We start from the raw sequence: 22,331 nt of genomic DNA on the forward strand, positions 1-22,331 counted from the left end.
CTGCGCCTCTGTGACGTTAAACAATCAACTGCTGCAGCTGTTGACAGGCTTCATCATAGCCGCTGCGTTCGAAGATACCCTGCTGCAGGTAGGCTTCCATCTGCGGATACAGCGTCATCGCTTTGTCCAGCAATGGATCGCTGCCCGCCGCGTAGGCGCCGACGCTGATCAGATCGCGGTTGCGTTGATAGCTGGCCAGCATCTGTTTGAAGGTGCGAACCCGGCGATAATGCTCTTCGTCGATCAGCGACGTCATGGCGCGGCTGATTGACGCTTCGATGTCGATAGCCGGGTAGTGGCCGGCCTCCGCCAGCCGCCGCGACAGCACCACGTGGCCATCGAGGATGGCGCGCGCCGAGTCGGCGATCGGGTCTTGCTGATCGTCCCCTTCGGTCAACACGGTGTAGAAAGCGGTGATGGAGCCGCCGCCGCTGATGCCGTTGCCCGCGCGTTCCACCAGCGCAGGCAGCTTGGCGAAGACCGAAGGCGGATAGCCTTTGGTCGCCGGCGGCTCGCCGATGGCCAGGGCGATCTCACGCTGCGCCATGGCGTAGCGGGTAAGGGAGTCCATGATCAGCAGCACGTGCTGCCCGCGGTCGCGGAAATCTTCGGCGATGCGGGTGGCGTAAGCCGCCCCCTGCATGCGCAGCAGCGGCGACACGTCCGCCGGCGCGGCGATCACTACCGAGCGCGCGCGGCCTTCGGCACCGAGAATGTTCTCGATAAAGTCTTTGACCTCGCGGCCGCGCTCGCCGATCAGGCCAACGACGATCACATCCGCCTGGGTATAACGGGCCATCATGCCGAGCAACACGCTCTTACCAACGCCGGAGCCGGCGAACAGGCCCATGCGCTGACCGCGCCCGACGGTCAGCAGGCCGTTGATGGTGCGCACCCCCACGTCCAGCACCTGCTCAATTGGCGTGCGCTGCAAGGGGTTGAACGGCGCGGTGATCAGCGGCGCGCGGTAACCGGTTTCCGGTGAAGGCAGGCCGTCGAGCGGTTTGGCGCTGCCGTCCAACACGCGCCCCAGCAGGGCCGGGCCGAGCGGCAGCTGTTTGCCGGCGCTTTGGCCTTCCGGCGCGATGCGGGCGTAAACCCGCGCGCCCGGCACGATGCCTTCCACTTCTTCCAGCGGCATCAGGAACAGCCGCTGGCCGTTGAAGCCCACCACTTCGCTTTCCACTTCCTGCACTTCACCGGCGTCGTGCCGTTCGATGAGGCAGGTCGCCCCGAGCGGCAGCTGCAGGCCGGTGGCCTCCAGCACCAGCCCGGTGGCGCGGGTCAGGCGACCGTAGCGGCGCACCGTCGGCGCGCGGGCGATGCGTTTTTCCAGCGTATCCAGAGAACTCAGCCAGCGGCCGAGACGCGCGGTCATCAGACTTCTCCCGGTGCCGCCAGGCGGCACAGTTCATGCCAGCGCGTCGCCAGGCTGGCGTCGAGATCGCCTTCCTCGGCGCTGACCTTGCAGCCGCCCGGATGCAGTTCGCCGTCCGCCAGCAGGCGCCAGCCGTGCAGGCTGAGGGTAACCCCCAACTGCTGCTCGACGCGTGGGTAGTCGTCCGGGTGGACCCGCAGCTGCGGCTTGCCGTTGAACATCGGCTCCTGCTGAATCAGCTGTTGGATCTGCGCGAGCAGGGCGGTGCCGTCGCACACCGGCGGCTGGCCCAGCACCTGTTTGGCGGCGGTCAACGCCAACTGCATCAACCGTGACGCGATCACGCTGTCGAGCGCGTCCAGCGTGTGCTGGAATTCGGTGACCAACTGCTGCCAGTGAGCGGTCAGCGGCTGTTGCTGCTGCTGCGCTTCCAGCAGCCCCTGCTGGCGGCCTTCCTCCAGACCGGACTGAAAACCGGCCTCGTAACCTTTCTGCTGGCCGTCGGCATAGCCCAGTTGCTGGCCCTGTTGCTCCGCCTGCAGGCGCAGCGTCGCCAGCTGCTGCTGCAATTCGGCCTGCGCGTCCGGCGACGGATCGTCAAGTTCGAGCTCCGGCAATGGCGGCAGGTCGAGAACCGGTTTCTGTTCGCCCAAATCGTTGAGCGACCAGGGCTGCCAGGGCAGGGTGTTAATGCGATCAGACATAGGTGTCCTCGCCGCCGCCGATGATCATTTCGCCGGTTTCCGCCAGGCGTCTTACCACCAGCAGGATGGCTTTCTGCTCGTTCTCCACCTGCGACATGCGCACCGGCCCACGGTTGGCCAGGTCGTCGCGCAGGATGTCGGCGGCGCGTTGCGACATGTTCTTGAGGAACTTCTCGCGCAGCGGCTGTTCGGCGCCTTTCAACGCGATCAGCAGCGACTCGCCTTCCACTTCCTGCAGCAGGCGTTGGATGCTGCGATCGTCGACTTCCACCAGGTTTTCGAACAGGAACATCTCGTCGATGATCTTCTGCGCCAGCTCGCCGTCGTATTCGCGCATCGCGTCGATGACCGCTTCTTCCTGCTGGGTTTTCATCAGGTTGATGATCTCGGCGGCGGTGCGCACCCCGCCCATTTTGCTGCGCTTGAGGTTCTGGCCGTCGAGCAGGTTGTTCAGCACTTCGGTCAGCTCCGCCAACGCCGCCGGCTGCACGCCGCCGAAGGTGGCGATACGCAGCATCACGTCGTTGCGCAGGCGTTCGTCGAACAGGGCCAGGATGTCTGCCGCCTGGCCGCGTTTGAGGTGCACCAGAATGGTGGCGATGATCTGCGGGTGTTCGTCGCGGATCAGATCGGCGGCGCTCTGCGGCTCCATAAAGTTGAGCGTTTCCATGCCGGTGGTGGTCTCGCGCGATTCGAGAATGTCTTCCAGCAGGCTGGCGGCGCGCTCTTCGCCCAGCGCCTTGACCAGCACCGAGCGCAGGTAGTCGCTGGCGTTGACGCTCAGCGCCGCGTATTGCTCGGCGTCGTCTTCAAACTCGGTCAGTATCTCGCCGAGCTGTTTGTGTGAAACCTGGCTCATGCCGGCCATGGTGCCGCTCAGCAGCTGTACTTCGCGCGAGGAGAGGTGTTTGAACACCTCCGCCGCGCGATCTTCACCCAGCGTCATCAGCAAGATGGCGCTTTTGTCGGTTCCGGTCAGGCTCATATCTCGTTACTCATCCATTGGCGGATTACCAGAGCGACCACGCGCGGGTCTTTGTCAGCCAGATCGCGGATCCGCTGGCTCTGGACTTCTGCGCTGACGCGCTGCTGCGATTTGCGACGCTGCGCCAGCTCCTCGTTGCTCGGTTTGTTGCTGTCGACCGCTTTGGCGGCAGGGGCGTTGGCGGCGGCGAGGGCGGCCTGTTGCGCGGCCTGGCGCTGTTGCAGCTGCGGCCGCACCAGTTTGCGCCACAGCAGCCAGGCCACCAGCAGCACCAGCAGATAGCGGCCCGCGTCGATCAGGCGATCGATAAACGACTGGCTTTGCCAGAACGGCAGTTCGCCACCGGTCACCTGGCTGTCGGTAAACGGCGTATTGACCACGTTCAGGGTATCGCCGCGGCTGCTGGAGTAGCCCATCGCTTCACGCACCAGCGCTTCGATCTGCGCCAGCTGTTCTTTGCTCATCGGCTGCGGTTTGCCGTCTTTATCCGCGCCGAGGTAGTTGACCACCACGGCGACCGACAGACGCTGCACGGTGCCGGCTTTTTGCTGGGTATGACGGATGGTGCGATCGAGCTCGTAGTTGGTGGTCGCGTCGCGACGGGTATTTTGCGGCACGCCGCTGGCCGCCGCGCTGCGGGTGGTCGCGGCGTTTTGCGCGGTGGCGTTGGCGTTATTGCCCGCCGCCGGCTTGGCGGTTTCAATCGGCGCCGTAGGCGGAGCGCTCGGTTGGTTGGACAGCGCGCCCGGCACGCCGCCGACCTGCGGCCCGCCGATCTGCTCGCTCAGGCTGGTTTGCTGTGAGCGGATGGCGGCTTTATTCGGCTGCTGGTTAGGTTGGTACTGTTCATCGGTTTGTTCGCGCGTGGCGAAGTCGATCTGCGCCGTGACCTGCGCACGCACGTTGGCGCTGCCGACCACCGGGGCGAGGATCGCTTCGATGCGGCGCTGGAAGCCGTTTTCCACTTCGTTGGCGTATTTCAGCTGCGAAGCGTTGAGATCGCGCCCGGTGCCGTCGGACTGGGTCAGCAGGCGGCCGGCCTGATCGACCACGGTCACGTTGCCCGGCGGCAGGCCGGCGACGCTGCTCGACACCATATAAACGATGGCGTTGATCTGGCCGTCGTCCAGCGCACGGCCGGGTTGCAGGGTGAGCGTTACCGAGGCGGAAGGGGATTTCTGTTCGCGCACGAACAGCGAAGGTTTAGGCAGCGCCAGGTGAACGCGGGCGTTTTGCACCGGCCCCAGCGATTCGATGGTGCGCGACAGCTCGCCCTCGAGGGCGCGCTGATAGTTAATCTGCTCGCTGAACTGGCTGATGCCGAATTTTTCCTGATCCAGCAGTTCGAAGCCGACGGCGCCGCCTTTCGGCAGCCCTTGCTGCGCCAGGCGCAGACGGGTTTCATGCACCTTTTCCGCCGGGATCAGCAGCGCCGCGCCATTCTCGGCAAAGCGGTAAGGGATATTCATCTGCGTCAACTGGGTGACGATGGCGCCGCCGTCGCGGTCGTTCAGATTGCTGTACAGCACGCGGTAGTCGGGGCTTTTCACCCACAACAGCAGCGCGACGACGATCGCGATCGCGGCGGAAGCGGCGACCAGCAACGGAATTTTCGGGTTGGCGCGCAGACGGTTCCAGATGGCCTGCAGGCCGTTGTCGCGGCTTTCGCCGGCGGTTATCGAAGCACTCATTTTAGGTCTCGTCCTTCAATGGCGCTCACGATCCCGTACGGGCCGCTGAGCAGCTCCCTGCCAGGCTGATGAACGGTATGGTTAGCGTTGTGTGACAAAACAGACTCCCTGATACACATATCTTCTAAATAGCGGCGCTCCCATTTCTGGGCAGGCCATTATTCGCCTTATCAGACAATTCCGATTGCCCGATAAGCCGGGTTTTTTGCAGTTAATTAACCGCTTTAGGTCCGAAAACGCTGTGCTAGGGTGTGCATCATTGGAGAAGTGCAGGGTGAAAACGTCACCCGGCGAGACGAGAGGATTGAGGACCAGATGGCGATTCAGGGCATTGAAGGGGTACTGCAGCAGATGCAGACCATGGCGGTTCAGGCCGGCAAGATGGGGCAGAATGCGGCGCCGCAGGGCGTCAGCTTCGCCAGCGAACTGACCGCGGCGCTCGGCAAGATCAGCGAGACCCAGCAAACGGCGCGCAAACAGGCGCAGGACTTCGAGCTGGGCGCGCCAGGCATCAGCCTGAACGATGTGATGGTCGATCTGCAGAAATCGTCGGTCTCTTTGCAACTGGGCGTGCAGGTGCGCAACAAGCTGGTGGCGGCCTACCAGGACATCATGAATATGCCGGTGTGATGAACGTGCCGACTATTTTTCGGTGAAATTTGGCTCGGCGCTGTTACCTTAGAGTGACGGCCAGTCCGACAATGCTGAAGCCGCAGCGCCAACCGAGGAAAAAAAACCAGCTATCGAAATAGCTGGCTGAAGGTGCGATAAAACATTTATGTCATGTAGGAGCGTCGACAGCCGCTCGAGGTGGCGTCAACGCGATTATCATATTTGTTATATTATAACAAATCAATGCTGCCGTGCATTTGCTTCAGCCCGCCAATTCCGCGATCCGCTGGTGGGCGTTCGCCAGCCCCTGATCGCGGCCGTGCGGTTTCATGTCCAGCCCTTCGGCATAGATAAATTGCACGTCGCCGATCCCCATCAGCCCCAGCACCGAACGCAGGTAGGGCGTTACGGCATCCGTCGGATGCCCGGCGTGCATGCCGCCGCGTGAACTGAATACCAGCGCATTGACGCCTTCCACCAACCCCACCGGGTAGGTGGCGGTATAGTTGAAGGTCATCCGGGCGCGAGCCACCAAATCGAACCAGTTTTTCAACTGGGTCGGGACGTTGAGGTTGTACATCGGCGCGCCGAGCAGCAGCAGATCGCTCTCTTTCAGTTCGGCAATCAGCTGGTTGGAGAGCGCCACCGCCGCTTTGGCGCGTGGGCTGATGTTTTCCGCGCCGCGCAACGCACCGAACAGCTCGCCGTCCAATACCGGCAGATCCAATGCAGTCAGATCGTGTTCGACGATCCGATCTTCGTGTCCTTTCGCCTTACGCGCCGCCAGATAGCGGTCAATCAGGTTATTGGTCTGCGAGTCATTTCCCATAATGCTGGATTTGAGTACCAGTATTTTTTTCATGCTGCTGTCCTCTGACGGTCATCTGTGGTTTTCACCGGGGATTCGGAATGACTGCAGGTTATCATTGCTTGAGGTTCACCAGTGGTGATAGTTTTTCACTAAATTGATTCCATATTGGCAACATTAAGATGAAAAGCGATCTGAGTGCGCTGCCGGCCTTTGTTGCCGTAGCGGAAGGCGGCAGTTTCGCCGCCGCCGCAGAGAAACTGCATCTGACGCGCTCTGCGGTCAGCAAAATCGTGTCGCGTCTCGAGGCTCGGCTTGGCGTGATGTTGTTTATGCGCACCACGCGCAGCCTGAGCCTGACGGATGAAGGGGCGCTGTACTATGAGCACTGCCGGCAGGCGTTGGCAAACATTCAGGCGGCGGAAAACCAGCTCGACAGCGGCAAGATGCAGGTCAGCGGCCGGCTCAGAGTCTCGGTGCCGGTGCTGTTCGGCCATTTGTGCATTGCGCCCGTGTTGACGGCGCTGGCGAATGAGCATCCCTTACTGACGCTGGAGATTTCATTCAGCGACCGCAGGATCGATCTCGTCGATGAGGGGTTCGATCTGGCGGTGCGCATTGGCGAGCTGGCGGACAGCGGCAGCCTGGTTGCCCGGCGCTTGGGCGAACACGGCATGCTGCTGTCCGCCTCGCCCGATTATCTGCAGCGCTGCGGTGAACCGAGAACGGTAGAGGCGTTAAGCCGACATCAGGCGGTGGGGTATCTGCACGCCGGCGCCGTGTTGCCCTGGCAGCTTCGCGGTGAAAACGGCGAGCTGCGGCCGTTCAGGCCACCGGCCAAGATGATGATGGATGACATGCAGGGGATCGTCGATGCGGTGTCCGCCGGCGCCGGTATTGCCTGGCTGCCGGAGTGGCTGGTGCGCGAGCGCTTGATGGCGGGAACGTTGGTGGAGATCATGCGCGGTGAGTCCAGCCTCAGTTTCCCGGTGAACGTCGTGTGGCCCTATATGCCTTATCAGCCGCTCAAGGTGCGGCTGGCGGTAGACAAGCTGGTGGCGGAGCTGCCGGGAAAATTGGCGCTTGCGACACCGTGGGTATCGCATCGCTAATGGCCGGTGCCACAACCGACTAATGTACCGAATAGAGGGCAGAAAATGGTGCTGTCAGGTTTATTGAATGCGCAGGTGACCGTTTATTATGACGTGATTAGTAGGGTTATTATTCGAGGCCGGTCAATGAGCACGAAAAGCGAATCCAGATGGCGTCTGATCAGTATTTTAATGTTGGCGCTGCTGGCGGTATTAATTGGCGTTCTGGTTAAACTGGACTGAAGTCTGACCAGACGATAAAAAGCCTGGCCGTTTTATTGTGCGGCCAGTAAACGCATCATCTCTTCTTCATTCAGTAAGGCTAACAGCCACAACCCCAACAAAATTATTGCCAGAGAAAATAATCGCTTTTCATTACGCATCATTTAATTCGCTGTTCGGCGGATGGGCGTTGCTTAGCGTATCTCAGTGGTGTTACAACCGTTAGGGACTTGTGTTAAATAAAGCCATTTTGTTGCGCGTCTATTTATGTTTCTCCGGCGACCATCGCCTCAACGCCCTGAGAACCGGGTTCCATAATCCTTTGATGGCCGCGAATGGCGGTAGGCGCGAAACCGAAGCGTTTGCGAAAACGTTCGGCGAAACGCGATGCGCTTTCATAACCCACATGTTGCGCGATGGCGGAGATCGGCCAGTCGGTCGACTGCAGCAGGGCCAGCGCGCTACTCATGCGCACGTCGATCATCAGATTGCGCAATGCGGTATTTTCCATCGACAGTTTGCGGCGCAACATCACTTCACTCATCGACAGGCTTTCCGCGACTTTGGCCGCCGTCCAAATGCTGTGCGGGTCGGTCGCCAGGCAGCGGCGCACGCGTTGCGTCAGATCCTTGGCTTCGTTGTGAATAAAGCGAATGCCGAATTGGGCCAGCCACAGCAGAATTTCCAGCATTTTGTGCCGCACGATGATGGTGGGAAAGCGTTGCCGCAGCGTCAGCGCCAGACCGGTGGTTTCAAAACTGTGCTTGAGGGCGCAGGGCAGGTTGCGCAGCGCCAGGACGGCCTCGAACGGCATCGGCGCCGGCGTTTCCTCCGCCGGAGGTTGGACGGTGAGCAACAGGGGATCGCAGGTCAGCAACTGGCAGCTGAATACGCCGTCTTCGGACGGGCCGTTAATAATGTCCACCGTTTGCCCGCCGTCGATAATCAACAGCTCGCCGGGATGAGCGACCACTTCGTGTTGTTGCCAGCGTACGCGCTTATGGCCTTGTTGTATCAGATACAGATGTGGTTGCTCAAAATAGACTGAAGGGAATAATAATTCAGTATGCTGAATGATGTGCGCTGAGGCGCCAATTCCAGGACAGAGATTAATTGTACGTTCCATCGATATTCATTTCGCAGCCATTATCTGAGAATATCTTTACGCTTTGATCAGCGTTGGAGCAACATTTTTCCATGGGCCGTGAAACACAGCGGCGTGTTTTATCTATCAAAAATCAATTTCCTGCTGAACAGAAAACGTCCGTGTCGGGATGATGTTTATCCATTAAAGTGAGAGCCAGGCTCGAAGCGCGCATTTTACCAATTACCCATAAACTGAATAATTCAAATGCCATAGATTAATATCCTAACGTAACCCGAGGGTAATAGCGCATAGTGCTATTTAATCCATTTTCGTCAGTATTGTCGATCTTATCGGACCTGTGGTTCCCCCAGCAACAGCGCACGATCATGAAACTGGCCGTAGGTATTGTTGACCACGTTCTGGCGCGTGGACTGTTCGATCAGCATCTTCAGCTCATCCATTCGCTGCTGTAACAGACGCTTGAGCTCGGTTTCGTTGTCGAGGATCTGTTGCAACTTATTGCGCAACATCTCCTGCAGCGCCATGGACGGGCCGGCTTGCCCGGTAAAGGCGGCGGTTTTTTCCACCGCCGTCACGTAAGCGAATTCGAGCTCGACGAGCTCCTCCCAGCGCCCGGTTTGCGCCAGCGCGATCATCTGGCTGCTCAGGCTATAAATTTGTTGATAAGCGGCTAACAGCTGCTGTTGACGTTCCATTACACGGCGTCCTGCGAAGGTTGGTAGTTAGGGCCGATCTGGCGCCAGGCGTCGGCGATGTTTTCCAGCAGTTTAACCACTTCGGCGATCGCCGCTTCGTCGTTGTGCAGGTTGGCCTGCATCAGTCGACGCTTCATGTAGTCGTACAATGCTGCCAGATTTTCGGCGATCTCGCCGCCCTGCTGAGGGTCGAGGCCACTTTTCAGGCCGTTGTCGATGATATTGATGGCTTTGGACAGCGCCATGCCTTTGCCGGCGATATCGCCCTGGTTCATCAGGATGCGTGCGCGAAGCAGGGCGCTGAGCGCCCCGTCGAACAACATCACGATTAACTGGTGCGGGCTGGCGCTCATGGCGCCGCTTTCCAGACTGACCTGTGCATAGGCCTGAGTGCCGCTACGGTTATACATGCTGTTTTCTTTACCTTGTTAAAGGGTTACTTGAACTGTTGAGCCAAATAGTTACTGGTGCCGTTCATTTTCGACATCATGGTATCCAGCTGAACGAACTGTTGTTTATAACGATCGATGGTGTTCTGAATGCTGGCGGTGACCGTTGTGATCTGGCTGTTCAGGCGATCGAGGTTGGTGTTGATGCTTTTGGTCGAGTTCTCGATGATGCCGCCGGATTTGATGTAGCTCTGGATCTCGTTGTGGATCTCGGTGGCCATGCCGGTGTCTTTGCCGTTACCGACGAAGAAGTTGCTGACTTGATCCGGCTTCTCATCCATCGCTTTCTTCAGCTTGGCGCTGTCGATTTCCAGCTTGCCGGTTTTGGTGTTGGTGGAAATGCCGAGGTTGCCCAGGCCTTTTAACTCCGGGTTGTCCTGGGCTGCGCTCAGCGCGCTTTTGATCGACGACTGAATGCCGCGCAGGGTGTTGTCGCCCAGCAGCGGGCCGTTGGTTGGGTTTGGCGCTTCGCCGGTTTTCACCGGGGTGAACTTGGACAACGCGTTGAAGGTGTCCAGCAGCGAGTTATAGCTGTCGACCCACTCTTTGATCTTGTCGGTGGTGCCGGCGGTGTTGGTGCTGATCACCAGGTGTTGCGGTTCATCGGTTTTGGTTTTGGTTTTCAGATCGATGGTGACGCCTTGCAGGGCATCGCTGATCGAGTTGGTGCTGCGCTTGATAGCGGTGCCGTTCACCGTCAGCTCAGCATCCTGCGGCGCGACCGTCTGCTTCATGGCGGTGCCGGTGCCGCGGGTGGCGTTGTAGTTCAGGATATCGCCCAGTTGGTCGTCGTTATCGACCTGCAGAGAAATCTTGTTGTTTTCGCCGGTGGTGGAGGAGCTGACCGCCAACTGATAGTCGTTGTCGCCGACGCGCATGATGCTGGCGGTGACGCCGGCTTTGGCGCCGTTGATGGCGTCGCGCAGCTCAACCAGCGAGGTTTGATCGTCGCTCAGCGGGATCTTGGTTTCTTTCGGCGGGTTGCCGGCGGTGATGGTCAGGGAGCGGTCTGTCACGCCTTCAGCGCCCAACTTAGCGCCCTGGTCGCTGACTTTCGCCTGGGTGGTCAGGGTTTGCGCCTGCGCCAGTTTGTTCACTTCCACCACATAGTTGCCCGGCACCGCCTTGGCGTTGGTGGTGATCTTGAAGGCGTCGTGTTCGGTGGCGGTGGTGGCCTTGAAGAAATCTTCTTTCGCCATCTCTTTGCTGAGATTGTCGAATTTTTCCAGCGCGCCTTTCAACGTGCCGTAACCGGTCAGCTGGGCGTTGTAGCTGGATTGCTTGGTGGTGTAAGGGGTCAGGCGCTGTTGTTCCGCTTTGGTCAGCTTATCCAGCAAGCCATTGAGGTCGAGTCCTGAGCCGAGACCTAATGAACTGATCGTTGCCATGAGTAATTCTCCTTGATTATGACTTTATTCGCTTTACGCGTTATCGGCCCAGTGGTGAAAAAGTTTACCGAAAAAAACAAAAAAACGATGGCGCAATAGAGGAGGGAAAAAGCGCGTTATTTCCGCCATTGCAACGGGCGCAAAAAATTTTAAAAAATTGCTAAAGGTTGTTAGGGGAGGGCCGATACCTGAGGAGACGGTGGTTGACGCCGTGGGCAAACAAGCCCGAACCTTTTAACCGTGTTGCGAAGAACGCAACTGACTCGTAAGGAAAGCAAACAATGGCACAAGTAATCAACACTAACAGCCTGTCTCTGATGGCGCAGAACAACCTGAACAAATCTCAGTCTTCTCTGGGCACTGCGATTGAGCGTCTGTCTTCCGGTCTGCGTATCAACAGCGCGAAAGACGATGCTGCGGGTCAGGCGATCTCCAACCGTTTCACCGCGAACATCAAAGGCCTGACTCAGGCTTCCCGCAACGCCAACGACGGTATCTCTCTGGCGCAGACCACTGAAGGCGCACTGAACGAAGTTAACGACAACCTGCAGAACATCCGTCGTCTGACCGTACAGGCGCAGAACGGTTCCAACTCCACCAGCGACCTGAAATCCATCCAGGACGAAATCACTCAGCGTCTGTCTGAAATCAACCGTATCTCCGAGCAGACTGACTTCAACGGCGTGAAAGTGCTGAGCAGCGATCAGAAACTGACTATCCAGGTTGGCGCTAACGACGGTGAAACCATCGATATCGATCTGAAAAAGATCGACGCTAAAGAGCTGGGTCTGGATACCTTTAATGTGACGACCAAAGGCAACAAAGTTGGTTCTCAGATCGCTGATGGCGCAACTATCAAGTATGACAACGCAGGTACCGTTGGCGATGCTAAAGTTGACGCATCTGGTCTGAAGGCGAATGAGAAGCTGGTATCAGGTTCTGATAAAGATGGCAAAACCATCTACATGGTCGAAACCACTGCCACCGACGGTAAAAAATCTTACGTTTCAGCGACTCCAACCTTCACTGCAGGTACTGGCGGTGCAGCTGATACCGTGAAATTTGCTGCAAGCACCACTGCAGTGGACATTCCTGATCCGCTGGCTACCCTGGACAAAGCGCTGTCTCAGGTTGACGGTCTGCGTTCTTCCCTGGGTGCGGTACAGAACCGTTTCGATTCTGTTATCAACAACCTGAACAGCACCGTGAACAACCTGTCCGCTTCTCAGTCCCGTATCCAGGATGCTGACTACGCGACCGAAGTGTCCAACATGAGCCGCGCCAACATCCTGCAACAGGCTGGCACCTCTGTTCTGGCACAGGCTAACCAGTCTACTCAGAACGTCCTGTCCCTGCTGCGTTAATCGTCTCTCCCGATTAACTGTCGCAAAGAAACCCCGCTTCGGCGGGGTTTTTTTATGCTCGCGCACCGCGCGGTTATTACATGGCGCAAATAAAGCCCGTTTTGTGCGACTGTTCAGCCGATTGGCATTCCGCCCCCTACGCATAATAGCGCTGACTCTCTTATCCGCAGGTTTAAGACATAGTGAGCGATCTGTATACCGCCGAAGGCGTGATGGACAAAAATTCTCTCTGGTTGCGCTACGTGCCGTTAGTGCGCCACGAGGCGTTGCGCCTGCAGGTCAGGCTGCCCGCCAGCGTGGAGCTTGACGACCTGTTGCAGGCCGGGGGAATCGGGCTATTAAACGCCGTTGAGCGTTATGACGCCCTACAGGGAACCGCCTTTACCACCTATGCGGTGCAGCGCATTCGCGGCGCGATGCTCGACGAGTTGCGCAGCCGCGACTGGGTGCCGCGCAGCGTGCGGCGCCACGCGCGCGAGGTCGCGCAGGTGATGCGGCAACTGGAACAGCGTTACGGCCGTCCGGCGAGCGAGACGGAAGTGGCGCAGACGCTGAACATCTCGCTGGATGAGTACCGTCAAATTCTGTTGGACACCAATAACAGCCAGCTTTTCTCCTACGACGAATGGCGCGAGGAGCATGGCGAGAACGCGGAACCGATGCTGGAAGGGCATGAAGAGGCCAACCCGCTGCATCACCTGTTGGAAGGCAGCCTGCGCCAGCGGGTGATCGACGCCATCGAGGCGTTGCCGGAGCGCGAAAAAATGGTGCTGACGCTGTATTACCAGGAAGAGTTGAATCTCAAAGAGATCGGCGCCGTGCTGGACGTGGGGGAATCCCGCGTCAGCCAACTGCACAGTCAGGCGATCAAACGGCTGCGCGCGCGGCTGGCGAACGATACCTGACGGCGGAGCGCCGCCCCCAACTCGATGACTCATGCGACAATCGGACTGCCCCTTATGCCAGGAATACTGTTGAAGAAACGGCCGCTTAGCCGTTACCTGAAAGACTACAAGCACAGCCAGACCCATTGCTCCCAGTGCGGCAAACTGTTGGACCGCATGGCGCTGGTGTTTCGCGGCAAGATAATCAATAAAGAAGCCATCGCGCGCATGGATCAGCCGATCGACGATGCGGTCTGGCAAAACGTGCAGCACGAGCTGACCGCGCTGTGCCGCTTTTGCAGCGAGATTTCCTGCAACAGCCACCCGAGTTATTTCGACATTATGGCGTTCAAGCAGTATCTGTTCGAACAGACCGAGATGAGCCACAGCACCATTCGCGAGTACGTGGTGCGGCTGCGCCGGCTGGATGAAATGCTGGTGGCGCGGAATTACCCGGCGGACAAATTCGCCAACAGCGCCAGTCATCAGCGCATCATCGACGATCTGCCTACCGCGGCGCACAACAACTACCGCATTGCGCTGCGCAAGTACGATCAGTATCTCGCCTGGCAGCGCAGCTACTGAGACTTTCCCCGGCCGCTGGGCCGGGGTCTGCTGTTTCCCCCGTGATAAAGGATGATTATTCAGTTCACATCTGCTAAATCTATCGGTTATCAGATGTTGATATTCGATTCCCTGGGGGGAAGTAGTGAACCTGCAACAACAACTGGCGCAATTTCCGCGTCTGGATCTGGTTGGCGTCGCCACACCGCTGGAAAAACTGTCCCGTCTCTCCGATTACCTCGGCCGTGAAATTTACCTTAAACGTGACGATGTCACGCCTATGGCGATGGGCGGCAACAAGCTGAGAAAGCTTGAGTTTTTGGCCGCCGATGCGTTACGGCAAGGCGCCGATACGCTGGTCACCGCCGGCGCCATTCAATCCAACCACGTGCGCCAGACGGCGGCGGTGGCGGCGAAACTGGGCCTGCACTGCGTCGCTTTGCTGGAAAACCCGATCGATACCCGCGCGGAAAACTACCTGACCAACGGCAACCGTCTGTTGCTCGGCCTGTTCAACGCCGAAGTGGTAATGTGCGAAGCGCTGCACGATCCGCAGCAGCAACTGGCGGAACTGGCGACGCGCCTCGAGGCGCAGGGCTTCCGGCCTTACGTGGTGCCGGTGGGCGGCTCCAATGCGCTGGGCGCGCTGGGATACGTGCAGTGCGCATTGGAAATCGCCGAACAGAGCCAACGCAGCAACGTGGCGTTCAGTTCGGTGGTGGTGGCGTCCGGCAGCGCCGGCACCCACGCCGGGCTGGCGGTGGGGCTGCAGCAGCTGCTGCCCGAAACCGAGTTGATCGGCGTGACCGTCTCGCGCACCGTGATCGATCAGTTGCCGAAGGTGGAACAAATCCAGAAAGCCCTGGCCTGTTCGCTGAATATTGACAAACTGGCGCCGATCGCGTTGTGGGATGATTACTTCGCGCCGCAGTACGGCATGCCGAACGAAGAGGGCATGGCGGCGGTGCAGTTGCTGGCGCAGCAAGAGGGGGTATTGCTGGATCCGGTGTACACCGGCAAAGCGATGGCCGGTTTGATCGACGGCATCGCCCAGCGGCGCTTCCGCGACGAAGGTCCCATCCTGTTTGTTCACACCGGCGGTGCACCGGCGCTGTTCGCCTACCATCCGCAGGTGTAAACACCGCGTGTTATTCCATTTTGAACTATATTTATAAGGTTATATTCCTTTATGCGGGCGGTTGCACTGTTAAAGTGCTGATATCAAAAAAGATAAACAACATACAGGGGTGTTTATGATGTTTGCGAAAGTTCGTCGTCAATGGTTGTTGGGCGTGGTGGGTATTGCGTTGGCCGCCGGTGTGACGACGCAAACCTACGCCGCCGATAACCTGCTGCAGCAGGTGAAACAGCGCGGCACGCTGATCGTCGGGCTGGAAGGTACTTATCCGCCGTTCAGTTTCCAGGGGGAAGACGGCAAATTGACCGGTTTCGAAGTGGATTTCGCCAACGCGCTGGCGCAACATCTGGGCGTGAAAGCCAAGCTGAACCCGACCAAATGGGACGGTATGCTGGCTTCGCTGGATTCGAAGCGCATCGACGTGGTCATCAATCAGGTGACGCTCTCCGATGAGCGCAAGAAGAAATATGATTTCTCCACCCCTTACACCGTTTCCGGCATTCAGGCGCTGGTGAAAAAGGGCAACGAAGGCACCATTACCAAGCCGGATGACCTGAAGGGCAAAAAGGTCGGCGTTGGCCTGGGCACCAACTATGAGCAATGGCTGCGCGAGAATGTGCAGGGCGTGGACGTGCGCACTTACGACGATGATCCGACCAAGTATCAGGATCTGCGCGTCGGCCGCATCAACGCCATTCTGGTGGACCGCCTGGCGGCGCTGGATCTGGTGAAGAAAACCGGCGATACGCTGGCGGTGGCCGGCCCGGCATTCTCCCGCCAGGAGTCCGGCGTGGCGCTGCGCAAGAATAACCCAGAGCTGCTGGCCGCGATTGACCAGGCGATCGCCGAGATGCAAAAAGACGGCACGCTGGCGAAGATCTCCGAGAAATGGTTTGGCGCGGACGTAACTAAATAATGCACGAAAGTATTCAACTGGCGCTGGATTCAGCGCCATTTTTATTGAAGGGCGCCATACTGACGCTGCAGCTTAGCCTGGGCGGTATGGCGTTCGGCCTGTTGCTGGGTTTTCTGCTGGCGCTGATGCGCCTTTCGCCGCTTTGGCCGCTGTCATGGCTGTCGCGCATTTACGTATCGCTGTTCCGCGGCACGCCGCTGATCGCCCAGCTGTTTATGATCTATTACGGTCTGCCGCAGTTCGGCATCGAATTCGATCCTTTCCCGGCGGCGCTGATTGGCCTGTCGCTCAATACCGCCGCCTACACCTCAGAAACGCTGCGCGCGGCGATTTCGTCGATCGACAAAGGGCAGTGGGAAGCCGCCGCCAGTATCGGCATGACCCGTTGGCAAACCCTGCGCCGGGTGATCCTGCCGCAGGCGGCGCGCACCGCCTTGCCGCCGCTGGGCAACAGTTTTATCGGCCTGGTGAAGGACACCTCGCTGGCCGCTACCATTCAGGTGCCGGAACTGTTCCGCCAGGCGCAGCTCATCACCTCGCGCACGCTGGAAGTGTTCACCATGTACCTGGCGGCATCGCTGATTTACTGGGTGATGGCGACCCTGCTTTCCGCACTGCAAAACCGTCTGGAAGCCCACGTTAACCGCCAGGATCAGGAGTAACGCATGAGTGCCATTGAAGTTAAGCAATTGACCAAGCAGTTCAAAGGTCAGACGGTGCTGCATGGGATCGATCTGGCGGTGGATGCCGGTGAAGTGGTGGCGATCATCGGCCCGAGCGGCTCAGGGAAAACCACCTTGTTGCGCTGCATCAACCTACTGGAGGAGCCGGATTCCGGCACCATTCGCGTCGGCGATATCCTGATCGATGGCAGCAAGCCGTTGAGCAAACAGAAAAATCAGGTGCGCGCGCTGCGCCAGCAGGTCGGTTTTGTGTTCCAGAACTTCAACCTGTTTCCGCACCGTTCGGTGCTCGAAAACATCATTGAAGGGCCGGTTATCGTTAAAGGTGAGGCGAAAGCCAGCGCCGAACAGCGCGCTCGCGCGTTGCTGGCCAAGGTGGGGCTGAGCGGCAAAGAGGCGGCTTATCCGCGTCGGCTGTCCGGCGGGCAGCAGCAGCGGGTGGCGATCGCGCGCGCGCTGGCGATGCAGCCGGAGGTGATTTTGTTCGATGAGCCGACGTCGGCGCTCGATCCCGAGCTGGTGGGAGAAGTGCTCAATACCATGCGTTCACTGGCGGAAGAGAAACGCACCATGGTGATCGTCACCCATGAAATGAGCTTCGCCCGCGACGTGGCCGATCGGGTTATCTTTATGGATCACGGCCGCATCGTCGAACAGGGCCCGGCCAAAGCGCTGTTCGCCAATCCGCAGCATCAGCGCACCCAGCAATTCCTCGACAAGTTCCGGAATCAATAAGGCGTCGGGGGTGTTTCCCCCGACTGAATTCACTCTGCTTTCAACAATTCATTGCGCGCGGCGGCGGCGAGAAATCCGCTGCGGCTGCCGTATCCCGGATGTTGCCGAACCAGAGAGTCAATGCGACTTAACAGGCGATGGGGCAACGTGATGTTAATCCGTTCGGCTCGGCCGTCAAATTTATCCATATTGATAGCGACCAATAGCCATTGTCCTCCCTCGAAGGATCCCGCATCTTTGGCAAGATGGGCTGCGACGGCATGCGGGCGCGGTAGCGGTTGATTGTCTTCGCTCAACAACTCAAAGTGCGCATCCAGTGCGCTTTGGGCATCGGCAAAAGCGTCGTCCAGGCTGGTGCCGGCGAAGTAGCAGCCAGGGACGTCGGGAAAGAAACCGCTGGCGCTGCCGTTTGATTCTGTATGGATATAAGCGGGATAAAACATGGTCTCTCCTGTTAACGCGTGGCGATGTGAAGCGCACTTAACCCCGCGTCTTTAAGTATCTGCCGCAGCGTGCCCAGCTTGAGATCTTTCTTTGGATGCGGCACGGTGATGATCAGCGCAAAATCGGGATGTTTGAATTGATGGTGGCTGCCTTTTACCCGCCGCAATACCCAACCGTGGCTTTCCAGCAGCGCAATCAGTTCTGAACTCTTCACGATGTTATTGTCCTTAATCTACACACCATACACACTATCAGGCAAGAAGATTAATACGCTAACGGCTGACCGGGCTGCGGACAATAAAAAACCCTGCACAAGTGCAGGGTTTGCGTAGCGGTTAGCAAATCAGGCGGCAATGTATTGCCGCCTTGAGGATGCGTTAACCGATGGTCATCAGGCTGGCGTTACCGCCGGCGGCGGCGGTGTTGACGCTCAGCGAACGTTCGATCAGCAGGCGTTCCAACAGGATGTTGGTTTCACCGTGAGCGAAGCCCTGCACCGAGACGATGGCGCCGCCGCGCTGCGCGATCTGCTCGCACAGGGTGCGCAGCTGGTCGGCATCGCCGTGGTAGATGGCGGCGTCGAACTCGACCTTGTCCTGCTGCCAGTCTTTGCTGAAGGCGATGCGCGCCTGCACATCGTTCGGCAAGCGGCGGAACAGATTGCGCTGCAGTTCCGCTTCCGGCCACAGCGCGCAGCTGCCAACCGCCAGCACGGCGGCCAGCTGGATCAGCGCGTCGGTTTCGTTATCCGCCAGGCACAGCACGCGTTCACGCGGCAGCAGGGCATAGGTATTGCGCTCGCCGGTCGGGCCCGGCAGCGGACGTACGGTGCCGCCCTGGCCCAGTTCCGCATAACGTTGCGCCAATGCCGCCAGTTCGCCGTGCTGGCTGGTGACCGCCCATTTCTCCAGCGATTGCAGCGCACCCAACAGCTGCGGCCGCGCGGTGGCTTCCATCGGGCGCTCTTCGTCCTGGCGGTGCAGCGTACGTTGCAGCGCGTCGTCCGGACGGTTAGCCAGCAGACGGTACAGGTACAGCGGGCCGCCGGCTTTCGGGCCGGTGCCCGACAGGCCTTCGCCGCCGAACGGCTGCACGCCGACCACTGCGCCGACCATGTTGCGGTTGACGTACAGGTTGCCGACCTTGGCGCGTTCGGTCACCCGGGCGATGGTTTCATCGATACGGGTGTGAATGCCCAGCGTCAGGCCATAACCGGCGGCGTTGATCTGATCGACCAGCGCGTCCAGATTGTTGCGCTGGAAGCGCACCACGTGCAGCACCGGGCCGAAGATCTCTTTTTGCAGCTCGTCGAAGCTGTCGAGTTCGATCAGCGTCGGCTTGATGAAGGTGCCGCGCGCCCACTCTTTTTCATCCTGCGCGCTGCCTTTGGCGGCCTGGTACACCTTGCGGCCTTTGGCGCGCATCGCCTGGATGTGGCGTTCGATGCCGGTTTTGGCTTCGGCGTCGATCACCGGGCCCACGTCGGTGGACAGGCGCTCCGGGTTGCCCATGCGGCATTCGGCCATCGCGCCGCGCAGCATTTGCAGCGTGTGCTCGGCCACGTCTTCCTGAATGCACAGGATACGCAGCGCGGAGCAACGCTGCCCGGCGCTGTCGAAGGCGGAGGCCACCACGTCGGTCACCACCTGTTCGGTCAGGGCGGAAGAGTCGACGATCATGGCGTTCAGGCCGCCGGTTTCGGCGATCAGCGGCGTCGGCCGGCCTTGCGGATCCAGACGACCGGCGATGCTGCGCTGCAGAATGCCGGCGACGTCGGTGGAGCCGGTGAACATCACGCCGCGGACGCGGGCGTCGTTGACCAGCGTCGAGCCAACGGTTTCACCCTGGCCCGGCAGCAGCTGCAGCACGCCTTGCGGAATGCCGGCTTCCAGCAGGATACGCACCGCCTGCGCGGCCACCAGCGGCGTTTGCTCGGCCGGTTTGGCCAGCACGCTGTTGCCCGCCGCCAGCGCGGCGGCGATTTGGCCGGTGAAGATCGCCAGCGGGAAGTTCCACGGGCTGATGCAAACCACCGGGCCCAGCGGGCGGTGGCTGTCGTTGGCGAAGTCGTCGCGCACCTGGCCGGCGTAGTAGTGCAGGAAGTCGACCGCTTCACGCACTTCGGCGATGGCGTTGTTGAAGGTTTTACCCGCTTCACGCACCAGAATGCCCAGCAGGCTTTGTAGCTGGCTTTCCATCAGTTCGGCGGCGCGTTCGAGGATCGCGGCGCGTTCCGTCGGCGGCGTAGCGAACCAGATTGGGCCGGCGGCCGCGGCGGCGTCGAGCGCGCGGCTGACTTCGCCTTCGGTGGCTTCACGCACGTAGCCGACCACATCGCCCGGCTCGGCCGGGTTGATCACCGGCTGCTCCACGCCCTGATCCAATTCGGCGTCGATGATAGGTTCCGCGCGCCACGGATGGCTGGCGCTGGTGAGCAGGGCGCTGGAGAGCGAGGCCAGACGCTGTTCGTTGGACAGATCCAGACCGCTGGAGTTAACGCGTTTCTCGCCGTACAGCTCGCGCGGCAGCGGGATGCGCGGATGCGGCAGGCCAATTTGACCTTCGCTGGCCGCCAGCGCTTCCACGGCGCTGACCGGATCGGCCACCAGCTCGTCGAGCGGCAGGGTGGCGTCGGCGATGCGGTTGACGAACGAGGTGTTGGCGCCGTTTTCCAACAGGCGACGCACCAGGTAAGCCAGCAGCGTTTCATGGGTGCCGACCGGCGCGTAGATGCGGCAAGGGCGATTCAGTTTGCCGTCGGCCACTTTACCCACCACCTGCTCGTACAGCGGCTCACCCATGCCGTGCAGGCACTGGAATTCATACTGGCCAGGGTAGTAGTTGTTGCCGGCCAGGTGATAGATGGCGCTCAGCGTATGGGCGTTGTGGGTCGCGAACTGCGGATAGATCAGGTTCGGCACCGACAGCAGCTTGCGGGCGCAGGCCAGGTAGGAAACGTCGGTGTACACCTTGCGGGTGTAGACTGGGTAGCCTTCCAGGCCGTCCATCTGGGCGCGTTTGATTTCGCTGTCCCAGTAGGCGCCTTTCACCAGACGGATCATCAGGCGGCGGCGGCTGCGTTGCGCCATGTCGATCACCGCGTCAATGGCGAACGGACAGCGTTTCTGATAGGCCTGGATCACGAAGCCGATGCCGTTCCAGCCGGCCAACTGCGGCTCGAAGCACAGTTTCTCCAGCAGATCGAGCGAGATCTCCAGGCGATCGGCCTCTTCGGCGTCGATATTGATGCCGATATCGTACTGACGTGCCTGCAGGGTCAGCGACAGCAGGCGCGGGTAAAGCTCTTCCATGACGCGTTCGTACTGCGCGCGGCTGTAGCGCGGGTGCAGGGCGGACAGCTTGATGGAGATGCCGGGGCCTTCATAGATGCCGCGGCCGTTGGAGGCTTTGCCGATGGCGTGGATCGCCTGCTGGTAGGAAACCAGGTAGGCCTGGGCGTCGGCTTCGGTCAGGGCGGCTTCGCCCAGCATGTCGTAGGAGTAGCGGAAGCCTTTTTCTTCCAGCTTGCGCGCGTTGGCCAGCGCTTCGGCGATGGTTTCGCCGGTCACGAACTGTTCGCCCATCAGGCGCATCGCCATGTCCACGCCTTTGCGGATCAGCGGTTCGCCGCTCTTGCTGATAATGCGGTTCAGCGATCGGGACAGATTGGCTTCGTTATGCGTGGACACCAGCTTGCCGGTAAACAGCAGGCCCCAGGTCGCGGCGTTGACGAACAGCGACGGGCTGCGCCCCAGGTGCGAATGCCAGTTGCCGTTGCTGATCTTGTCGCGGATCAGGGCGTCGCGGGTCGGTTTGTCCGGAATGCGCAGCAGCGCTTCCGCCAGGCACATCAGCGCCACACCTTCCTGCGAGGAGAGGGAGAACTCTTGCAGCAGGCCTTGCACCATGCCGGCGCGGCCGTTTGCACTTTTTTGGTTACGCAATTTCTCGGCGATGCCATAGGCCATTTTATGAGTAGCCTGTGCAAGATCGGCGGGTAATCGCGCCTGTTCGAGCAACATCGGCACCGCTTCGGTCTCCGGGCGGCGATAGGCGGCGGTGATGGCGGCGCGGGTCACCGACTGCGGCAGAATTTGTTCGGCGAAATCGAGGAATGGCTGGTGTGACTCTTCCTGCGCTTGCGGCATAATGTCGTCCGCTTCAGGCTGGCCCGCTGCGGCCAGCGCTGGAATTTCAGGGATATCGGTACCGCTCTCGAGACGCTCGAGGTAATTAAAGATGGCCTGCTTGATGAGCCAGTGCGGCGTGCGATCGATGCGCTGCGCGGCGCTCTTGATCCGGTCGCGTGTTGCCTCGTCGAGTTTCACGCCCATTGTGGTAGTGCCCATGCCTGTCCAACTCCTGTGTTTAGAACCTATCCCATCAGGCTAGACAAACAGCAGGCCGGAAAGCCTGTTGGGATAGGTTCGTGAGATGTGTGGGTTAAGAATGCAGACAATATCCTGCATGTT

Annotated in this window: 21 protein-coding genes; 9 read left to right on the forward strand and 12 right to left on the reverse strand. The window is 59.7% G+C overall.

Annotated features, from left to right (window positions below; genetic code table 11):
- Nucleotides 1-16: 16 nt before the first annotated feature.
- From fliI to fliF, 4 genes are read right to left on the reverse strand one after another with little or no spacing between them, the layout of a single operon-like run.
- On the reverse strand, nt 17-1,378 hold the full coding sequence (gene fliI / locus AC2CGQ_RS04935; RefSeq protein WP_004934781.1) for a flagellar protein export ATPase FliI: 1,362 nt from the start codon (nt 1,376-1,378) through the stop codon (nt 17-19).
- Nucleotides 1,378-2,082 carry a flagellar assembly protein FliH gene (gene fliH / locus AC2CGQ_RS04940; protein ID WP_033632759.1) on the reverse strand — a complete coding sequence of 235 codons (705 nt, stop codon included), beginning with the start codon at nt 2,080-2,082 and terminating at the stop codon, nt 1,378-1,380. Before fliH ends, fliI begins: the two co-directional genes overlap by 1 nt.
- Nucleotides 2,075-3,067, reverse strand: coding sequence for a flagellar motor switch protein FliG (fliG, locus tag AC2CGQ_RS04945; protein ID WP_004934775.1), 993 nt, complete (start codon nt 3,065-3,067; stop codon nt 2,075-2,077). The genes fliH and fliG overlap by 8 nt, the downstream gene beginning before the upstream one ends.
- Complete coding sequence (gene fliF, locus AC2CGQ_RS04950) at nt 3,064-4,758, reverse strand: flagellar basal-body MS-ring/collar protein FliF (RefSeq protein WP_484593504.1); 1,695 nt, start codon at nt 4,756-4,758, stop codon at nt 3,064-3,066. The genes fliG and fliF overlap by 4 nt, the downstream gene beginning before the upstream one ends.
- 315 nt (nt 4,759-5,073) lie before the next feature.
- On the opposite strand from fliF, the gene fliE reads away from it, so the two are divergent.
- Nucleotides 5,074-5,388 (forward strand): flagellar hook-basal body complex protein FliE, encoded by a 315-nt coding sequence (gene fliE / locus AC2CGQ_RS04955; RefSeq protein WP_004934773.1) that lies wholly within the window; start codon nt 5,074-5,076, stop codon nt 5,386-5,388.
- Nucleotides 5,389-5,632: 244 nt separating this feature from the next.
- On the opposite strand, the gene AC2CGQ_RS04960 is transcribed toward fliE, so the two are convergent.
- Nucleotides 5,633-6,232, reverse strand: a complete 600-nt coding sequence (locus AC2CGQ_RS04960; protein ID WP_021504082.1) for an FMN-dependent NADH-azoreductase — start codon at nt 6,230-6,232, stop codon at nt 5,633-5,635.
- 128 nt (nt 6,233-6,360) lie between these two features.
- Here AC2CGQ_RS04960 and AC2CGQ_RS04965 point away from each other — a divergent pair, with 128 nt between their 5' ends.
- Nucleotides 6,361-7,290 (forward strand): LysR family transcriptional regulator, encoded by a 930-nt coding sequence (locus tag AC2CGQ_RS04965; protein WP_484593505.1) that lies wholly within the window; start codon nt 6,361-6,363, stop codon nt 7,288-7,290.
- 466 nt (nt 7,291-7,756) lie between these two features.
- Here the strand turns inward: AC2CGQ_RS04965 and AC2CGQ_RS04970 are convergent, their stop codons facing one another.
- The 4 genes from AC2CGQ_RS04970 to fliD all read right to left on the reverse strand — a co-directional run bounded on the left by AC2CGQ_RS04970 (nt 7,757) and on the right by fliD (nt 11,131).
- Entirely contained in the window at nt 7,757-8,617 is an 861-nt protein-coding gene (locus AC2CGQ_RS04970; RefSeq protein WP_015378238.1) for a helix-turn-helix transcriptional regulator, read from the reverse strand.
- Nucleotides 8,618-8,925: 308 nt separating this feature from the next.
- On the reverse strand, nt 8,926-9,294 hold the full coding sequence (gene fliT / locus AC2CGQ_RS04975) for a flagella biosynthesis regulatory protein FliT (protein WP_004934765.1): 369 nt from the start codon (nt 9,292-9,294) through the stop codon (nt 8,926-8,928).
- A complete protein-coding gene (fliS, locus tag AC2CGQ_RS04980) occupies nt 9,294-9,704 on the reverse strand; it encodes a flagellar export chaperone FliS (RefSeq protein ID WP_004934758.1) in 411 nt (136 codons plus the stop codon). Before fliS ends, fliT begins: the two co-directional genes overlap by 1 nt.
- 26 nt (nt 9,705-9,730) lie before the next feature.
- Nucleotides 9,731-11,131, reverse strand: coding sequence for a flagellar filament capping protein FliD (gene fliD, locus AC2CGQ_RS04985; protein WP_015378237.1), 1,401 nt, complete (start codon nt 11,129-11,131; stop codon nt 9,731-9,733).
- A gap of 281 nt (nt 11,132-11,412) precedes the next feature.
- Here fliD and AC2CGQ_RS04990 point away from each other — a divergent pair, with 281 nt between their 5' ends.
- From AC2CGQ_RS04990 to tcyN, 7 genes are all read left to right on the forward strand, one after another.
- Nucleotides 11,413-12,495, forward strand: a complete 1,083-nt coding sequence (locus tag AC2CGQ_RS04990; protein ID WP_021504080.1) for a flagellin FliC — start codon at nt 11,413-11,415, stop codon at nt 12,493-12,495.
- A 182-nt stretch (nt 12,496-12,677) separates the two neighbouring features.
- On the forward strand, nt 12,678-13,400 hold the full coding sequence (locus AC2CGQ_RS04995; RefSeq protein ID WP_004934752.1) for an RNA polymerase sigma factor FliA: 723 nt from the start codon (nt 12,678-12,680) through the stop codon (nt 13,398-13,400).
- Nucleotides 13,401-13,454: 54 nt separating this feature from the next.
- Nucleotides 13,455-13,964, forward strand: coding sequence for a flagella biosynthesis regulatory protein FliZ (gene fliZ, locus AC2CGQ_RS05000; RefSeq protein ID WP_004934751.1), 510 nt, complete (start codon nt 13,455-13,457; stop codon nt 13,962-13,964).
- Nucleotides 13,965-14,088: 124 nt separating this feature from the next.
- A complete protein-coding gene (locus tag AC2CGQ_RS05005) occupies nt 14,089-15,081 on the forward strand; it encodes a D-cysteine desulfhydrase (RefSeq protein WP_015378235.1) in 993 nt (330 codons plus the stop codon).
- Between the two features lie 115 nt (nt 15,082-15,196).
- Nucleotides 15,197-15,997: a cystine ABC transporter substrate-binding protein gene (tcyJ, locus tag AC2CGQ_RS05010; RefSeq protein ID WP_015378234.1), complete on the forward strand. Its 801-nt coding sequence runs from the start codon at nt 15,197-15,199 to the stop codon at nt 15,995-15,997.
- Entirely contained in the window at nt 15,997-16,659 is a 663-nt protein-coding gene (tcyL, locus tag AC2CGQ_RS05015; protein WP_015378233.1) for a cystine ABC transporter permease, read from the forward strand. Before tcyJ ends, tcyL begins: the two co-directional genes overlap by 1 nt.
- 3 nt (nt 16,660-16,662) lie before the next feature.
- Nucleotides 16,663-17,415, forward strand: coding sequence for an L-cystine ABC transporter ATP-binding protein TcyN (tcyN, locus tag AC2CGQ_RS05020; protein WP_015378232.1), 753 nt, complete (start codon nt 16,663-16,665; stop codon nt 17,413-17,415).
- A gap of 29 nt (nt 17,416-17,444) precedes the next feature.
- Here tcyN and AC2CGQ_RS05025 read toward each other — a convergent pair whose 3' ends face one another.
- The 3 genes from AC2CGQ_RS05025 to putA form a co-directional block, all read right to left on the reverse strand.
- Nucleotides 17,445-17,858 (reverse strand): type II toxin-antitoxin system HicB family antitoxin, encoded by a 414-nt coding sequence (locus AC2CGQ_RS05025; protein WP_015378231.1) that lies wholly within the window; start codon nt 17,856-17,858, stop codon nt 17,445-17,447.
- 11 nt (nt 17,859-17,869) lie between these two features.
- Complete coding sequence (locus AC2CGQ_RS05030) at nt 17,870-18,073, reverse strand: type II toxin-antitoxin system HicA family toxin (RefSeq protein ID WP_015378230.1); 204 nt, start codon at nt 18,071-18,073, stop codon at nt 17,870-17,872.
- Nucleotides 18,074-18,236: 163 nt separating this feature from the next.
- Entirely contained in the window at nt 18,237-22,208 is a 3,972-nt protein-coding gene (gene putA / locus AC2CGQ_RS05035; protein WP_015378229.1) for a trifunctional transcriptional regulator/proline dehydrogenase/L-glutamate gamma-semialdehyde dehydrogenase, read from the reverse strand.
- Nucleotides 22,209-22,331: the final 123 nt, after the last annotated feature.

It is taken from the genome of Serratia sp. DFXYC6, assembly GCF_057196085.1.

Excerpts from the sequence above, each read along its gene's own strand:
- AC2CGQ_RS04960 (WP_021504082.1), bottom strand. The coding sequence starts at position 6,232 with ATGAAAAAAATACTGGTACTCAAATCCAGCATTATGGGAAATGACTCG.
- putA (WP_015378229.1), bottom strand. The coding sequence starts at position 22,208 with ATGGGCACTACCACAATGGGCGTGAAACTCGACGAGGCAACACGCGAC.
- tcyL (WP_015378233.1), top strand. The coding sequence starts at position 15,997 with ATGCACGAAAGTATTCAACTGGCGCTGGATTCAGCGCCATTTTTATTG.
- AC2CGQ_RS04990 (WP_021504080.1), top strand. The coding sequence starts at position 11,413 with ATGGCACAAGTAATCAACACTAACAGCCTGTCTCTGATGGCGCAGAAC.
- tcyN (WP_015378232.1), top strand. The coding sequence starts at position 16,663 with ATGAGTGCCATTGAAGTTAAGCAATTGACCAAGCAGTTCAAAGGTCAG.
- tcyJ (WP_015378234.1), top strand. The coding sequence starts at position 15,197 with ATGATGTTTGCGAAAGTTCGTCGTCAATGGTTGTTGGGCGTGGTGGGT.
- AC2CGQ_RS04970 (WP_015378238.1), bottom strand. The coding sequence starts at position 8,617 with ATGGAACGTACAATTAATCTCTGTCCTGGAATTGGCGCCTCAGCGCAC.
- AC2CGQ_RS04965 (WP_484593505.1), top strand. The coding sequence starts at position 6,361 with ATGAAAAGCGATCTGAGTGCGCTGCCGGCCTTTGTTGCCGTAGCGGAA.
- fliH (WP_033632759.1), bottom strand. The coding sequence starts at position 2,082 with ATGTCTGATCGCATTAACACCCTGCCCTGGCAGCCCTGGTCGCTCAAC.
- fliG (WP_004934775.1), bottom strand. The coding sequence starts at position 3,067 with ATGAGCCTGACCGGAACCGACAAAAGCGCCATCTTGCTGATGACGCTG.
- fliF (WP_484593504.1), bottom strand. The coding sequence starts at position 4,758 with ATGAGTGCTTCGATAACCGCCGGCGAAAGCCGCGACAACGGCCTGCAG.
- fliS (WP_004934758.1), bottom strand. The coding sequence starts at position 9,704 with ATGTATAACCGTAGCGGCACTCAGGCCTATGCACAGGTCAGTCTGGAA.
- fliZ (WP_004934751.1), top strand. The coding sequence starts at position 13,455 with ATGCCAGGAATACTGTTGAAGAAACGGCCGCTTAGCCGTTACCTGAAA.
- fliE (WP_004934773.1), top strand. The coding sequence starts at position 5,074 with ATGGCGATTCAGGGCATTGAAGGGGTACTGCAGCAGATGCAGACCATG.
- fliD (WP_015378237.1), bottom strand. The coding sequence starts at position 11,131 with ATGGCAACGATCAGTTCATTAGGTCTCGGCTCAGGACTCGACCTCAAT.
- AC2CGQ_RS05025 (WP_015378231.1), bottom strand. The coding sequence starts at position 17,858 with ATGTTTTATCCCGCTTATATCCATACAGAATCAAACGGCAGCGCCAGC.
- fliT (WP_004934765.1), bottom strand. The coding sequence starts at position 9,294 with ATGGAACGTCAACAGCAGCTGTTAGCCGCTTATCAACAAATTTATAGC.
- fliI (WP_004934781.1), bottom strand. The coding sequence starts at position 1,378 with ATGACCGCGCGTCTCGGCCGCTGGCTGAGTTCTCTGGATACGCTGGAA.